15 protein-coding genes are annotated in these 14279 nt (G+C 71.8%); 3 read left to right on the forward strand and 12 right to left on the reverse strand.

Features of this window, described 5'->3' with window-relative positions; all coding sequences use genetic code 11:
- Positions 1 to 153 precede the first annotated feature (153 nt).
- The 6 genes from ACIQAK_RS24435 to ACIQAK_RS24460 all read right to left on the reverse strand — a co-directional run bounded on the left by ACIQAK_RS24435 (position 154) and on the right by ACIQAK_RS24460 (position 6211).
- Positions 154 to 783 carry a TOPRIM nucleotidyl transferase/hydrolase domain-containing protein gene (locus tag ACIQAK_RS24435; RefSeq protein ID WP_366391246.1) on the reverse strand — a complete coding sequence of 210 codons (630 nt, stop codon included), beginning with the start codon at positions 781 to 783 and terminating at the stop codon, positions 154 to 156.
- A 217-nt stretch (positions 784 to 1000) separates the two neighbouring features.
- Positions 1001 to 1654 (reverse strand): DUF3618 domain-containing protein, encoded by a 654-nt coding sequence (locus ACIQAK_RS24440; RefSeq protein WP_366391247.1) that lies wholly within the window; start codon positions 1652 to 1654, stop codon positions 1001 to 1003.
- A complete protein-coding gene (locus ACIQAK_RS24445) occupies positions 1630 to 2082 on the reverse strand; it encodes a phage holin family protein (RefSeq protein ID WP_366391248.1) in 453 nt (150 codons plus the stop codon). Before ACIQAK_RS24445 ends, ACIQAK_RS24440 begins: the two co-directional genes overlap by 25 nt.
- Before the next feature lie 13 nt (positions 2083 to 2095).
- A complete protein-coding gene (locus ACIQAK_RS24450; RefSeq protein ID WP_366391249.1) occupies positions 2096 to 2779 on the reverse strand; it encodes a hypothetical protein in 684 nt (227 codons plus the stop codon).
- Between the two features lie 141 nt (positions 2780 to 2920).
- Positions 2921 to 4834, reverse strand: a complete 1914-nt coding sequence (locus ACIQAK_RS24455) for an AMP-dependent synthetase/ligase (protein ID WP_366391250.1) — start codon at positions 4832 to 4834, stop codon at positions 2921 to 2923.
- An 84-nt stretch (positions 4835 to 4918) separates the two neighbouring features.
- Positions 4919 to 6211, reverse strand: coding sequence for an acetyl-CoA C-acetyltransferase (locus ACIQAK_RS24460; RefSeq protein WP_366391251.1), 1293 nt, complete (start codon positions 6209 to 6211; stop codon positions 4919 to 4921).
- A gap of 109 nt (positions 6212 to 6320) precedes the next feature.
- Here ACIQAK_RS24460 and ACIQAK_RS24465 point away from each other — a divergent pair, with 109 nt between their 5' ends.
- Together ACIQAK_RS24465 and ACIQAK_RS24470 are read left to right on the forward strand one after the other, a co-directional pair.
- A complete protein-coding gene (locus ACIQAK_RS24465; protein WP_366391252.1) occupies positions 6321 to 7640 on the forward strand; it encodes a 3-oxoacyl-ACP reductase in 1320 nt (439 codons plus the stop codon).
- Between the two features lie 6 nt (positions 7641 to 7646).
- The gene (locus ACIQAK_RS24470) at positions 7647 to 8483 is read left to right on the forward strand and encodes a MaoC/PaaZ C-terminal domain-containing protein (RefSeq protein WP_366391253.1); all 837 of its coding nucleotides are present in this window, start codon (positions 7647 to 7649) and stop codon (positions 8481 to 8483) included.
- A gap of 126 nt (positions 8484 to 8609) precedes the next feature.
- Here the strand turns inward: ACIQAK_RS24470 and ACIQAK_RS24475 are convergent, their stop codons facing one another.
- The 6 genes from ACIQAK_RS24475 to ACIQAK_RS24500 form a co-directional block, all read right to left on the reverse strand.
- Entirely contained in the window at positions 8610 to 9260 is a 651-nt protein-coding gene (locus ACIQAK_RS24475) for a TetR/AcrR family transcriptional regulator (RefSeq protein ID WP_366391254.1), read from the reverse strand.
- Between the two features lie 175 nt (positions 9261 to 9435).
- The gene (locus ACIQAK_RS24480; RefSeq protein WP_366391255.1) at positions 9436 to 10827 is read right to left on the reverse strand and encodes a dicarboxylate/amino acid:cation symporter; all 1392 of its coding nucleotides are present in this window, start codon (positions 10825 to 10827) and stop codon (positions 9436 to 9438) included.
- A gap of 447 nt (positions 10828 to 11274) precedes the next feature.
- The gene (locus ACIQAK_RS24485; RefSeq protein WP_366391256.1) at positions 11275 to 11568 is read right to left on the reverse strand and encodes a DUF4229 domain-containing protein; all 294 of its coding nucleotides are present in this window, start codon (positions 11566 to 11568) and stop codon (positions 11275 to 11277) included.
- 103 nt (positions 11569 to 11671) lie between these two features.
- The gene (locus ACIQAK_RS24490) at positions 11672 to 12220 is read right to left on the reverse strand and encodes a GNAT family N-acetyltransferase (RefSeq protein WP_366391257.1); all 549 of its coding nucleotides are present in this window, start codon (positions 12218 to 12220) and stop codon (positions 11672 to 11674) included.
- Between the two features lie 114 nt (positions 12221 to 12334).
- Positions 12335 to 13498 (reverse strand): aminofutalosine synthase MqnE, encoded by a 1164-nt coding sequence (gene mqnE, locus ACIQAK_RS24495; RefSeq protein ID WP_366391283.1) that lies wholly within the window; start codon positions 13496 to 13498, stop codon positions 12335 to 12337.
- Between the two features lie 48 nt (positions 13499 to 13546).
- Complete coding sequence (locus ACIQAK_RS24500) at positions 13547 to 14002, reverse strand: Lrp/AsnC family transcriptional regulator (RefSeq protein ID WP_010063935.1); 456 nt, start codon at positions 14000 to 14002, stop codon at positions 13547 to 13549.
- A gap of 121 nt (positions 14003 to 14123) precedes the next feature.
- On the opposite strand from ACIQAK_RS24500, the gene ACIQAK_RS24505 reads away from it, so the two are divergent.
- Positions 14124 to 14270 (forward strand): hypothetical protein, encoded by a 147-nt coding sequence (locus tag ACIQAK_RS24505; protein ID WP_366391287.1) that lies wholly within the window; start codon positions 14124 to 14126, stop codon positions 14268 to 14270.
- Positions 14271 to 14279 lie beyond the last annotated feature (9 nt).

Raw genomic sequence — 14279 nt, forward strand, 5'->3', positions numbered from 1 at the left:
CAGGGCCTCCCGTTCCGGTCACCGGGAGGTGAGCCGGTCGTTCTGATCGTCCTCGGCGCGACGGAGTTCGCCGAAGACGATCAGGGACGATCAGGGCGGAGGCGAACCCGGTCGCGGAGCCCTCTGGTCCAGGGCGACCTGGGTGCCCGGGGTTCAGAGACAGGCGAACAGCTCGTCGAGCGGGGCGGGCACGCGGTCGGCGTCCAGGGCTTCGACCAGGACGCGGCCGTAATGGATCTTGCGGCCCTTCTTCGTGCCGAGGAAGCGCCGCAACTGCTGCTGCGGTGAACGGCCTTGCTGGGCGGGCTGGCGCAGGAAGATCTGGAGCGCCCGCACCTCGCCCTGCGTCTCGACGAGTTCCCCCACCCGTGGCACGCCGAGGGCGCGGATGAGCTCCTCCTCCAGGTCGGCCGCGCAGACGAAGAAGTCCTGCTCTGCCGCCGCACCGGCCCGCTCCCAGCCCCGCTCGTAGAAGCCGCGCTCCCTCTCGTCGCACAGGCCCGTGAGGCGGAGGCCGAGCCCGGAGGGCCCGAGGAGGCCGGCGAACCGGCCTACGCTCATCGCGCCGCCCATGGGCAGGACGCAGACTCCTTCGGCGGCCAGGTCCCGGCCGCGGCGTTCCGCCAGCGCGTCGACGGCCGCCGCGTCGCTCGGGCCTTCGAGGAGGACGGCGGTCCGTACGGGGAGCTGTCCGGCCAGCTCGTGGGCGAAGTCGCCGGGACCGCCCGCCGCCCATGCGGTGACGGCCTCGCGGAACGCGCCCATGTCAGCCCTGTCTGCCATGGGGCGAGTCTGCGCCGACGCCGGGCGGGGCGGTACCCATTTTCCGTCGACGCGCCGAAGGCCGACGCACCGAAGGCCCACGCGCCGAACGCCGACGCGCCGACCGGGAGCTTCCGCGCGTCGGCGCGTCGTGGGCGCCTCAGGTCCGGCGCGGGCGCGGGACGGCCTTCACCGGCCCGGCGTGAGCCGAACGGGAGGACGACGCTCGCCTGCGGCCCTATCGGCCACCCGCCTCCCGGGCGGCGTCCTGGCCGACCTCGCGCAGTCGCGTCCCCGTCTCCTGCCCCGCGTCCTTGGCCTTCTGCTGCGTGGTCCGAGCCGCGTCCTGCGCCGTGCTCCTCACCGCGTCCACGGCCTCCGTGGCGGGCCCGCGCATCTCCTCCTTGATGTCCTGCGCGACCTCCTGAGCGGTCTGCTTCGCGGGTTCGAGAAGCTCGTCGGAGTGGTCGCGGAGCTGTGCGCCGACGCGTTCCTCGGCGGCTGTGGTGGGGAGCAACGCGGCGACGAGCATGCCGGCGCCGAAGGCGATGATGCCCGCCGCGACGGGGCTGCCCTGCGTCTGCCGCGTGAGCTGGTCGGGGGCCTGGCGTACGGACCGGCCCACCTGGTCGGCGGTGCTTCTGACCGCCTCGCCCGCCTGTCCCGCGGTGTCCGTGAGGCCTTGCGTACCTGAGGTGGTGGCGTCCTTGGTGTCGCTCGCCGCGCCCATCACACGCTCCTTCATACGGCTGAGCCGCTGCTGCGTGGCGTCCGCCTTGCGCCGGGCGGCCTTTCCCGGGGTGACCTTGTCCGCGAGACGGTCCACGTTGCGGGCGAGGTGGGCCCGGGTGTCCTCCACGTCGGACTTCAGCTGGTCGGGTTGCGTGCCCATTGCGCGTCCTCCTTCAGCGTTTCCACAGTGCGTTCCGGTTTGACGCTGACCGCCCGGAGGCGCTTGCGGCCGACCACGAGGAGAACGGCCGCCACGATCGCCCAGAACCCGGTCACGATCAGCGCGGCCCAGGCCAGGTCGACCACGTGCGCGAGACCGAAGATTCCGGCCAGACTGCCCATGATCAGCACCAGGTGGCCGGCGTATCCGGAGCCGGCGAGCATGCCCGCCGCCTTGCCCGCCCTGGTGGCGCTCTCCTTGATCTCGGCCTTGGCCAGTTCGACCTCGTCGCGTACCAGTTGCGTGATGTCCTGGCTGATCTCGCCGACCAGCTCTCCGATGGAAGGGTCCGCCGACGGTGCGCGGGTGGAGCCGATGGACCGGGCGTCCGCATGGGCGATGACGTGTTCCGAAAATGGTGTGACCACGGTTCGGCTCCCTCTACGGCTGTTGCGTGTCCGGACGGGGCCCGCTCACCGGGACCGGCCCCGGGGCGATCGCTCCCCCGTAGGACGGGGTGAGGCGCGGCGCCGCAGGGGCGTCCGGGTCCTGTGACGCCTCCCGGTCCGTACTGTCCGTACCCCTCCCGTCCGACGCGCTCGCGGGCCGCCCCGTGCCGCCGTCCGCGGACTTGGCGCTCTTGGCGAGCCGGGCGGTGGCGAAGCCCGCGAGTGCCGCGCCCGCCAGGAACGCCCCGGGGCGACGGCGTGCGAAGTCCTGCAGATCGCTGAGGAGCCCGCCCGGCCCCCGGTCCTCCAGCCGGGACGCGGCCTGGTGCCCGCGGTCCGCCAGCTGTCTCACCGCGCCGACGGCGGAGGAGTCGCCGTCGGCGTTGTGGCTCATGTCGTGCAGGTCGTCGGCCAGCCGTCGTACGTTCTCCGCCAGACGCTGGGTCTGCGAGCGCGCCTGCTCCTCCAGCTGACTGCGCAGCTCACCCATGACGTCCTGGGCCCGTGCCGTGGCCTCGTCGGCCACCCCGGCCGCCTGTTCCCTGGCGGTGCCGGCCACGTCGCCGGCCTTGTCGGCCACCAGATCCGTGCCTTCACTCGCCTTGTCCCGTGCGGTCTGCGCCGCTGCCGCCGTCATTCCGTTGTCCGGACGGCTCGAACTCTCGAAGTCGCTCAAAGCTCCTCCATAGATCGGCCCTGCGTGGGGAATGTGCCGCGTCGCCCCCGCCTGTCGGCGCCTCTCCCATGGTGACAAAGACGGCGAAGATCCGCGATAGGGGACATCAGGGGCAGCTCACGGCTGTCACCCCCCGCGCCCTCACCTGCGGTACAGCCCCTCGATCTCCTCCGCGAAGTCCCGGGCGATCGCGTCCCGTCTCAGCTTCAGCGACGGCGTCAGGTGCCCCCGCTCCTCGGTGAAGTCCACCGGCAGCACCACGAACTTCCGGATCGACTCCGCGCGCGAGACCAGGCGGTTCGCCTCGTCCACCGCCTTCTGCAACGACGTGCGCAGCTCCTCGTCCTGGACCAGCTCCCGCAGCGGCACGTCCTGCTTCCCCACCATCCGGCGCCAGTGCTGGAGGCCGTCCGGCTCCAGGGTGATCAGGGCCGTGATGTACGAGCGGTTGTCGCCGACCACCATGCACTGGCTGACCAGGGGGTGCGCGCGGAGCCAGTCCTCCAAAGGGGCGGGGGTCACGTTCTTACCGCCCGACGTGATGATGATGTCCTTCTTGCGGCCCGTGATCGTCAGGTAGCCGTCCTCGTCCAGCGCGCCCAGGTCGCCCGTCGGGAACCAGTCGGCGTCCAGGAGGTACGGGACCGGTTCCGCGCGTCCGGTGTCCCAGTAGCCCCGGAACACCTGGCCGCCCCGCAGCAGCACCTCACCGTCGTCAGCGATGCGTACCGACGTGCCGGGGAGCGGCCAGCCCACCGTGCCCAGGCGGGGTTTGAGGGGCGGGGTCACCGTGTGGGCCGCCGTCGTCTCGGTGAGGCCGTAGCCCTCGAAGATGCCGATGCCCGCCCCCTCGTAGAACGCCGCGAGCCGGCGGCCCAGCGGGGAGCCGCCGCAGATCACGTACCGGACCTTGCCGCCCAGCGCCGCCCGGATACGGCGGTAGACCAGCGGGTCGTACAGGGCGCGGGCCGCGCGCAGGCCGAGGCCCGGTCCCGGGCCCGTACCGTGTTCGGCGGCCTCGACGGCGGCGCCGTAGCGCTGGGCCGTGCGGGCCGCGCGGTCGAACGAGGACGCCCGGCCCATCTTCTCCGCCGTCGCCCGGCCCGTGTTGTAGACCTTCTCCAGGACGTACGGGATGGCGAGGAGGAACGTCGGACGGAAGCCCGCCAGGTCCGCCAGGAGATCCTCCGTCCGGATCGACGGCGCGTGGCCCAGGCGCACCCTCGCCCGCATGCAGCCGATCGCCACCATCCGGCCGAACACATGCGAGAGGGGGAGGAAGAGGAGGGTGGACGCGGGGTCCTTGGAGACCGACTTGAAGACCGGGTGCAGCAGTTCGATCGCGTTGTCCACCTCGGCGAAGAAGTTGCCGTGGGTGAGGACGCAGCCCTTGGGGCGGCCCGTCGTGCCGGAGGTGTAGATCAGGGAGGCCGGGCTGTCCGGTTCCAGCGTGGCGCGGCGGGCCGCCACCGCCGCGTCCGGGAGGTCCTTGCCGAGCGACTTGAGATGGCCGATCGCCCCCGTGTCGAACTGCCACAGGTGCGCCAGGTCGCCCAGTTGCTTGCGCTCCTGGCTGATCAGGCGGCCCTGCTCCTTCGTCTCCACCGCGCAGGCCACCGCGCCCGAGTCCTGGAGGATCCAGCGGGCCTGGAAGGCGGAGGAGGTGGGGTAGACGGGGACGGTCACCAGGCCCGCCGCCCAGGCCGCGAAGTCCAGCAACGTCCACTCGTACGTCGTACGGGCCATGATGGCGACCCGGTCCCCCGCCCGCAGCCCCTCCGCCATCAGGCCCTTGGCCACCGCCAGCACCTCGGCGGCGAAGTCGGCGGCGCTCACGTCGTGCCAGGCGCCCTCGGCGTCCTTGCGGCTGAGCACCGGCTCGGACGGCGCCTCGCGGGCGTTGTCGAACGGGATCTCCGCCAGCGAGCCCCGCAGGACCGGAGGTGCGAACGCCGGTACGGAGACCTCCCTGACCCGGCCGTCCGGGCCTCTCTGCTTCGTCGGCTCCACCAGAGCCGGTGCGGTGGGGGTGGGGGCGGATGAAGACGTTGACACGTGCGGCTCCTCAGTAGCGGGGGGTCGGGCGGGTCTCGTCGCCGGGTCGTCCGTCCGGCAGGGGTCTCGCAGCCGGCGGTGGGGTCAGGGGCGTTCCAGGATCGCCGTCACCCCTTGGCCGCCCGCCGCGCAGATGGAGATCAGTCCCCGTCCCGGGGCCTGCCGTTCCGCCAGCAGCTTGGCCAGCGTCGCGACGATCCGCGCGCCCGTGGCAGCGAAGGGGTGGCCGGTGGCCAGCGAGGAGCCGGCCACGTTCAGGCGGGTCCGGTCCAGCGGGGACAGGCCCTGCTTCTCCCAGGCCGCGAGGGTGGCCAGCACCTGGGAGGCGAACGCCTCGTGGATCTCGTACAGGTCGAAGTCCTCGACGCCGAGACCGGCCCGCTCCAGCAGGCGCGGCACCGCGTACGCCGGGGCCATCAGGAGGCCGTCGTCGCCGTCCACGTAGTCCACCGCCGCCGTCTCGTGCAGGGTGAGGTAGGCCAGGGGCTCCAGGCCGCGCTCGTACGCCCACTCCTCGCTCGCCAGCAGGACCGTCGCCGCACCGTCCGTCAGGGGGGTGGAGTTGCCCGCCGTCATCGTCGCGGTCTCGGGGTGGTCGGTGCCGAACACCGGTTTCAGCGTGGCCAGTTGGTCGGGTGTGGAGCCGGGGCGGAGATTCTGGTCGCGGGTCAGGCCCTGGTACGGGACGACCAGGTCGTCCAGGAAGCCGCGCTCGTACGCCGCCGCCAGACGCTGGTGGCTCGTGGCCGCCAGGCGGTCCTGGTCCTCGCGGGTCACCGACCAGCGGCGGGCGGTGCGGGCGGCGTGTTCGCCCATCGAGAGGCCCGTGCGCGGCTCGGCGTTGCGCGGGATGTCCGGGACCAGATGCTGGGGGCGTACGGCGGCCAGGGCCTTGAGACGGGCGCCCGTCGTCTTCGCCCGGCGGGCGGCGAGCAGGATGCGGCGCAGATCGTCGTTGACGCCGAGCGGGGCGTCGCTCGTGGTGTCGGAGCCGCCCGCGATGGCCGAGTCGACGGCGCCCAGGGCGACCTTGTCGGCGGCGGCGATCACGGCCTGGAGGCCCGTACCGCAGGCCTGCTGGACGTCGTACGCCGGTGTGCGCGGGTCCAGCGCGGAGCCGAGGACGGTCTCGCGGGCCAGGTTGAAGTCGCGGCTGTGCTTGAGGACCGCGCCCGCCACGAACTCTCCCACCCGCTGCCCCGCCAGGCCGTACCGCTCCACCAGCCCGCCGAGCGCGGCCGTCAGCAGGTCCTGGTTGGAGGCGGTCGCGTACGGGCCGTCCGAGCGGGCGAAGGGGGTACGGCTGCCGCCGATGACCGCCACGCGGCGCGGCCGGGGCAGGGCGAGGGGGACCGGCCGGGGCTCCGCCTGCGTCATGGTGACCACCTCGGCTCGGTGGGTCCGGGACGGTTCATCTCGACCAGCTCCTGACTCTTCAGTAACCTTACTCCGGAGTAAATCTACGACCGAGCAGGGAGTCAGGACAATGGCCGATCGCTATCTGCACCTCACCGGCACAGCACCCGGCCGCTTCCTCACCCGCCGGCTCGGCCTGCCCCTCCCCGCCCCGCTGCGCCGCTGGTCGCTGGAGACCCCGCACCTGGACGGGTCACTGCTGCACCTGACGGCGGGGACGTCGGCGGTCACAGGGGTGGCGGAGGCCCTGAGGGCTCCCGGGCTCACCGTCACCGACCGCACCGACCGGCCCGCCGCGATCGTCCTCGACGCCACCGGGGTCACCACCGCCGCCGGGCTCGGCCTGGTGCACGCCGCAATGCACCCCGCCGTGCGCTCCCTCACCCCCGGCGGGCGGATCGTCGTGCTCGGTACGGTGCCGTCCCCCCACGACCACCACCAGGCCGCCGCCCAACAGGCGTTGGAAGGGTTCGTCCGCTCGCTGGGCAAGGAGACCGGGCGCGGCTCCACCGTGCAGCTCGTACGGATTCCGGCCGGGGCGACCGCTCAAGCCGCCGGGTCCACCCTCCGCTTCCTGCTCTCCCCGCGCTCCGCCTACGTCAGCGGCCAGGTCATCGAGCTGACCACCGCCGCCCCCGGCCCCGTCCCCGACCCGGCCGCCCCGCTCACCGGCCGCACCGCCCTGGTCACCGGCGCGGCCCGGGGCATCGGCGCGGCCGTCGCCTCGGTGCTGGCCCGTGACGGGGCCCGGGTCATCGCGCTGGACGTGCCGGGAGCCAGGGAAGAGCTGGAACGCACCGCCGACCGGCTCGGCGCCACCGCCCTCCCGCTGGACATCACCGCCCCCGACGCCGCCGACCGCATCACCGCAGCGGCGCCGGACGGGCTCGGCGTCCTCGTCCACAACGCGGGCATCACCCGCGACCGCCGCCTCGCCAACATGCCGCCCGACCGCTGGGCCCCGGTGATCGAGGTCAACCTGGACAGCGTGCTCCGCACCACGGACGCGCTGCTCAAGGCGGGTGCCCTCACGCGCGGCGGCCGGATCGTCGCCACCGCGTCCATCGCGGGTATCGCCGGCAACACCGGCCAGACCAACTACGCGGCGAGCAAGGCCGGGATCATCGGCCTCGTCCGCTCGCTCGGGCCGCGCGCCGCCGCCGATCACGGCGTGACGGTCAACGCCGTCGCACCCGGCTTCATCGAGACGCGGATGACGGCGGCCGTGCCGCTCCTCATCCGCGAGGCGGGCCGCCGCATGAACTCCCTTTCCCAGGGCGGCCTTCCGGTCGACGTCGCCGAAGCCGTCGCCTGGTTCGCCCAGCCCGACTCCACCGCCGTCAACGGCCAGGTGCTGCGCGTCTGCGGCCAGAGCCTGCTGGGGGCGTGAGCGCCGATGACCTCCCTCAGCGCCTCCCTCGTCCGCGGGGCCGTCACCTCACCGTTCAAGCACCCCGGCCGGCCGGGCGCCACTCTGCCCGCCGACCGCCTCACCCTCCCGGCGGCCCCCGCCGCCCCCGGCCCCCTCGCCGCGTACCGCAGGATCTGCGGCTTCCCTGCTTCCGGACCGCTGCCGCTCACCTACCCCCATGTCCTGGCCTTTCCGCTCGCCATGCGGCTGATGACCGGGCGGGACTTCCCGCTCCCCGTGGTCGGGCTCGTCCACACCTGGATCGAGATCAGCGCCCACCGGCCGGTACCGCCCGGCGAACCTCTCCGACTGACGGTGTACGCCCAGACGTTGACGCCGCACCGGCGCGGCACCGAGGTCACGATGGTGACCGCGGCGCACACGGACGGGGAGCTGGTGTGGGAGTCGCGCAGCGGCTATCTCTCCCGGCACGCGACGGGGGCGGCGGCGACCGGGAGCGGCGAGGACAGGGCCCAGGAACCCACGCTCCCCGCCGTCGCCGAGTGGCGGCTGCCCGGCGATCTCGGGCGCCGGTACGGAGCCGTCTCCGGCGACCGCAATCCCATCCACCTCCACCCGCTGACCGCCCGCCTGTTCGGGTTCCCCCGGGCCATCGCGCACGGCATGTGGACGGTGGCCCGCTGCCTGGCCGAGGCCGGCGATCGGCCCGGCGAACTCCGTACCGTACGAGCCGACTTCCGGACCCCGGTGCTGCTGCCCGCCACCGTGACGTACGCGGCCGACCCGGCCCGGAACGCCTTCGCACTGCGGAGCGGGAGCGGGCGGGTGCACCTCACCGGGACGGCGACCCGCACCTCCTGAAGCACGCCGACCCGCACCTCCTGAGACGCTCCGGCTCCCGCCGCTCCGACCGCCGTACGGCGCATCCGCGGCCTCTCGTTCGGACCACGCCGGCCGACGGGGCTCATCCGGGCGGTCCCGTACGAGCTAGACGGCGTCCGCCGGAGGCTGCCAGGGCCGGGCGTGCATCAGGTTCTCCAGGCCCGCCCAGGCGAAGTTCATCAGCGTCGCCGCGGCCTCCTTCGCCGAGACGCCCGGGGTGTCGTTGGCCCAGCCGGCCAGCGACTCGGCGGCCCCCACCAGAGCCTGGGCCAGGCCCGCCACGTCCCGGTCCGCTAGGGCGGGGTCGCGGTGCGCCTCGCGGGCGGCGGCCCCGATCAGGCCCGTCACGAACGCGACGATCTCGTCGCGCATCACCACGACCTCGCTGACGAACGGCTCCCCGTGCGAGCGTGCCTGGCGGTGCAGCACCGCCCAGCCGTCCGGGTTCTCCGCGGTGTGGGTGAAGAACGCCCGCAGCCCCGACCAGAGTTGGCCGTCGGCCGGCAGCTCCGGGTCGACCCCGGCCCGCACCGCCTCCACCAGGGCCTTCGCCTCGCGCCGGATGCAGGCGGAGAACAGGTCCTCCTTGGAATGCAGGTAGAGGTAGACCAACGGCTTGGAGACGCCCGCCAGCTCCGCGATCTCGTCCATCGACGCGGCCCGGTACCCGCGCTGCCCGAAGGTCTGCACGGCGGCGTCCATCATCTGCCGCTCACGCACGGCGCGTGGCATCCGTTTGCCCTTCACAGCACCCACGTCCGACTTCCTCCCCGCCCCACGGTCCCGCTCCCCGGCAAGGGTACGGCGGTCCGGGCCCGCCCCGCTCACCCAGCCGCCCGACGCCCGCCCGTTCCGGCCCCCGGGAAGCGAGAGCGCCCCGGGCCACCTCGTGAGGTGGTCCCGGGGCGCTCGGGCCGTACGGGGGCTGCCGCTAGACGGTGGCCGCAACCGCGGACTTCGGCTCCTTGTCGTGGACCCCGTCCCGGTCGGCGTCCTCGGACGGGCCGAACGCGTCGATCGGGGAGGCGGAGGCGGAGTTGTACGCGTCGTGGTCGAGGATCTTCTCGCGGGCCGAGACGATGACCGGGACCAGCGCCTGACCGGCCACGTTGGTGGCGGTGCGGATCATGTCCAGGATCGGGTCGATGGCCAGCAGCAGCCCGACGCCCTCCAGCGGGAGGCCCAGGGTGGACAGGGTCAGGGTCAGCATGACCGTGGCGCCGGTCAGACCGGCGGTGGCGGCCGAGCCGATCACCGAGACGAAGGCGATGAGCAGGTAGTCACCGATGCCCAGCTGGACGTCGAAGATCTGCGCGATGAAGATCGCCGCCAGCGCCGGGTAGATCGCGGCGCAACCGTCCATCTTCGTGGTCGCCCCGAACGGGACGGCGAAGGAGGCGTACTCCTTCGGAACGCCGAGGCGCTCGGTGACCCGCTGGGTGACCGGCATGGTGCCGACCGAGGAGCGGGAGACGAAGGCGAGCTGGATCGCGGGCCAGGCACCCTTGAAGAACTGGAGCGGGCTGACCTTGGCGACGGTGGCCAGGAGCAGCGGGTAGACACCGAACATCACCAGGATGCAGCCGATGTAGACGTCGGCGGTGAAGGTGGCGTACTTGCTGATCAGGTCCCAGCCGTAGGTGGCGATGGCGTAGCCGATGAGGCCGACGGTGCCGATCGGGGCGAGGCGGATGACCCACCACAGGGCCTTCTGGAGGAGCTCCAGGATCGACTGGCTGAGCGTGAGGATCGGCTGGGCCTTCTCGCCGAGCTGGAGGGCCGCGATACCGGCGACGGCCGCCATGAAGACGATCTGGAGCACGTTCAGCTCGGTGAACGGGGTGATCACGTTCTCCGGGATGATGCCGGTCAGGAAGTCGATCCAGCTGCCCCGGTTCTCGGGCAGCTCGCCGTCCTTCGGCGTGAGGCCGGTGCCGGAGCCCGGGTTGGTGATCAGGCCGATCGCGAGGCCGATGGCGACCGCGATCAGCGATGTGACCATGAACCAGAGCAGGGTGCGGGTGGCCAGCCGGGCGGCGTTGTTGACCTTGCGCAGGTTGGTGATCGACACCAGGATCGCGAAGAAGACCAGCGGGGCGACGGCCAGCTTCAGCAGCTGGACGAAGATCGAGCCGACCTTGTCGAGCGTGGTGACGAGCCAGGAGACGTCCTGGCTGCGGGCGATCCAGCCGAGCAGGACACCGAGGACCAGACCGGCGACGATCTGGGCCCAGAAGGGGACCTTGGGTAGACGTGAACCGGGGCCGGAGCCGGTGGACGGCTGCTCGGCCTCGGGGGCGGCGGACGCGGGATTCGCGGACACGGACACACTCCAGTGGGGACGCATCGGGTCGTACGAGGACAGACGTACGGTCGTGCGGTGGAACGGGGACGGGGTCGCGGCGCCCGCGTCGAGGGCGGCGCCGCTGCATGATGCCGTATCAGACCTTGCGGCAACAGACCGCGGACATACAGCGGCAGAGATCGACATGCAGGCGCGCCACGAGCGGAATGCCCGGGGCATGACGGAGGCGCACTGCTGTCTTCATGTCGAACACGTTAACACTTGAACTTTGGGATCCTCAAAGCCTCTCTTTGACCAGGAGAGAGGGGAGATAGCGGATACATCGGGCAAACCGCCTCCCGACCAGCCTTCCGGACCCCCCGGAAACGCCGGAAGCCCCAGTACTGGAGCGATCTGCTCCGGCCTGGGGCCCTGTGGGGACGTGCGTGGGGCGCGGCCCGTGCGGGGCGCGGCGTGTGAGGAACCTTACTGAACGGCGTCCTCGCGGGTGCGGTTGGCGTCGAGGCGGGCCTTGGTCCGGTCGACCGAGGAGACGATCTGCGCGGACATCTCGTCGCGCTGCTTGCGCAGCAGCACGAAGCTGAGCGGGGCGGAGAGGACGAGGCCGAGCAGGATCACCCAGACGGCGTTGGAGCCGCCGAGCCCGGAGGGGATGAGGCCGAAGTGGACGGCGACACCGGCGACGAAGAAGCAGCCGACGAAGATCAACAGACGCAACGCCGTGTACCGGATCATTGCGCTCGGCTTGGCAGCGGACACGGCCGGCCCTCTCTTCCCATGAACTCGCGAACTCTCTGTACCGTCCTGCCCGTCCAGTGAAGCATGGTCCGGATTCTCAGGGTTCAGGGGGTTCCCGGGGCGGTCACCTCCCAGCTCGGACGGGTGCCGGGCGCAGCGGGAGCAGCATGACGATGTCGTCGCGGTCGTCGCCCGGGGCGACCCGGATGCCGCCCGGGACCCGGCCGACCTCCTGGTAGCCGCAGGCGGTGTAGAAGCGGTCGGCGCCGGTGCCGCCGCGGCAGGTGAGGCGGATCGCCTCGATGCCCTCGATGGAGCGGGCCGCGCCGGCGGTGGCGGCCATGAGGTCGCGGCCGTACCCCTTGCCCTGGTGGCGGGGGTGGACCATGACGGTGTAGAGCCACAGCCAGTGCTTCATCAGCCGGTGGTCGTTGAGGGTGAGGAAGGCCGTGGCGGCCACGGCCCCGTCCTCGTCGCGGCCGACGAGCAGCCGGGTGCGGCCCTGCTCGATGGCGAGCAGGTGCTTGAGCAGATCGGGCCGGATCTCCTCGGCCGTGACGGGCGGGACGAAGCCCACGGCGCCGCCCGCGTTGCTGACGTCCGCCCACAAGGCGGTGATGCCGTCGCGCAGGGCCGGCGAGAACGCGGGATCCAGCTCAAAGGTAAGAGGCATGGAGCGAGAGTAACCATTACCGGTACGCCCGCTCAACCCGGTCCGGAACGCGAGAAAGCCCCGGCCGGGGACGGTGGCCGGGGCTCTCGTACGAACCGGTGGAGGGGGCGCGTCTCAGACCCGCATCGGCTGCGGCGACTCGCGCCGGTCCGCATCCGGGCCCGGGTACTCGCGCAGGATCTCGTACCGGGTGTTCCGCTCCACCGGCCGGAAGCCCGCCTCGCGGATCAGGTCCAGCAGGTCCTCACGGCCGAGCTTGTTCGGCGTACCGAAGTCGTCGGCGTCGTGCGTGATCTTGTACTCGACGACCGAACCGTCCATGTCGTCCGCGCCGTGCTGGAGCGCGAGCTGGGCGGTCTGCACGCCGTGCATCACCCAGAAGACCTTGACGTGCGGCACGTTGTCGAACAGCAGCCGGGAGACGGCGAAGGTCTTCAGCGCCTCGGCGCCGGTCGCCATCGTCGTGCGCGCCTGGAGCTTGTTGCGGACCTTGCCGTCCTTCATGTCGACGAAGTCGTGCTGGTAGCGCAGCGGGATGAAGACCTGGAAGCCGCCGGTCTCGTCCTGCATCTCGCGCAGCCGCAGCACGTGGTCGACGCGGTGCCGGGGCTCCTCGATGTGCCCGTACAGCATCGTCGCGGGGGTCTTGAGCCCCTTCTCGTGCGCGAGGCGGTGGATGCGCGACCAGTCCTCCCAGTGGGTGCGGTGGTCGACGATGTGCTGGCGGACCTCCCAGTCGAAGATCTCCGCGCCGCCACCGGTCAGCGACTCCAGACCGGCCTCGATCAGCTCGTCGAGGATCTCGGAGGCGCTCAGGCCGGAGATGGTCTCGAAGTGGTGGATCTCCGTCGCCGTGAACGCCTTCAGCGCCACGTCCGGCAGGGCTTCCTTCAGCGCGCTGAGCGAGCGCGGGTAGTAGCGCCACGGGAGGTTGGGGTGCAGCCCGTTGACGATGTGCAGCTCGGTGAGATTCTCGTCCTCCATCGCCTTGGCCAGGCTGACGGCCTCCTCGATCCGCATCGTGTACGCGTCCTTCTCGCCCGGCTTGCGCTGGAAGGAGCAGTACGCGCACGAGGCGGTGCACACGTTGGTCATGTTGAGGTGGCGGTTGACGTTGAAGTGCACCACGTCGCCGTTCTTACGGGTGCGCACCTCGTGCGCCAGCCCGCCGAGCCACGCCAGGTCGTCGGACGCGTAGAGCGCGATCCCGTCCTCGCGGGTCAGCCGCTCGCCGGCCCGGACCTTCTGCTCCAGCTCGCGCTTGAGTCCCGCGTCCACCTGGCCGCCTCCCATTCCTCCGTACAACAGACCGCACCAACCGTACGCCTACGACTCCTCGGGAAGTTCCCCGACCCGGTTCTCCCACTTGGTGGAGAGCACGATCGTGGTACGGGTCCGCGAGACGCCCTTCGTGCCGCTCAGACGGCGGATCGTCTTCTCCAGGCCGTCCACGTCACCGACCCGGACCTTGAGCATGTACGAGTCGTCGCCCGCGATGAACCAGCAGTCCTCGATCTCCGCGAGGTCCTTGAGCCGGCGCGCCACGTCCTCGTGGTCGGCGGCGTCCGAGAGGGAGATCCCGATCAGCGCGGTGACGCCGAGGCCGAGCGAGGCCGAGTCGACGGTGGCGCGGTAGCCGGTGATGACACCGGCGGTTTCCAGCCGGTTGATGCGGTCGGTGACGCTGGGCCCGGAGAGCCCCACGAGCCGTCCCAGCTCGGCGTACGAGGCCCTGCCGTTCTCCCTGAGGGCCTGGATGAGCTGCCTGTCCACCGCGTCCATATGACTGAAACCTTCCATTGTTCAGCAGTACCGCGAGTTTACGTGTAGAATCTAAGGCATGCAGGGCTCAGACCCTGCAAATCTTCTAGAACATCCAAGAAAAGCTTTCGAATCTTCAGGAGTGAACTTCACCGTGTACACGATCGAGATGGCCTACGCCCGGATGCGCGAGCTGCAGGACCTGGCCAACCGCTCGCGTGCCCACCAGCCCGCCGCCGCCCACCGCGTCGACCAGCCCCGCGCCCCGCGCACCGCCAAGAAGCGCTGACCCGCGCCG

This window comes from Streptomyces sp. NPDC088706 (assembly GCF_044752765.1).
Taxonomy (GTDB): domain Bacteria; phylum Actinomycetota; class Actinomycetes; order Streptomycetales; family Streptomycetaceae; genus Streptomyces.

What these genes read in the sequence shown, in the direction of transcription:
- ACIQAK_RS24435 (WP_366391246.1), bottom strand. Translation starts at nt 783, where the DNA reads ATGGCAGACAGGGCTGACATGGGCGCGTTCCGCGAGGCCGTCACCGCA.
- ACIQAK_RS24440 (WP_366391247.1), bottom strand. Translation starts at nt 1,654, where the DNA reads ATGGGCACGCAACCCGACCAGCTGAAGTCCGACGTGGAGGACACCCGG.
- ACIQAK_RS24460 (WP_366391251.1), bottom strand. Translation starts at nt 6,211, where the DNA reads ATGACGCAGGCGGAGCCCCGGCCGGTCCCCCTCGCCCTGCCCCGGCCG.
- ACIQAK_RS24465 (WP_366391252.1), top strand. Translation starts at nt 6,321, where the DNA reads ATGGCCGATCGCTATCTGCACCTCACCGGCACAGCACCCGGCCGCTTC.
- ACIQAK_RS24470 (WP_366391253.1), top strand. Translation starts at nt 7,647, where the DNA reads ATGACCTCCCTCAGCGCCTCCCTCGTCCGCGGGGCCGTCACCTCACCG.
- ACIQAK_RS24490 (WP_366391257.1), bottom strand. Translation starts at nt 12,220, where the DNA reads ATGCCTCTTACCTTTGAGCTGGATCCCGCGTTCTCGCCGGCCCTGCGC.
- ACIQAK_RS24500 (WP_010063935.1), bottom strand. Translation starts at nt 14,002, where the DNA reads ATGGACGCGGTGGACAGGCAGCTCATCCAGGCCCTCAGGGAGAACGGC.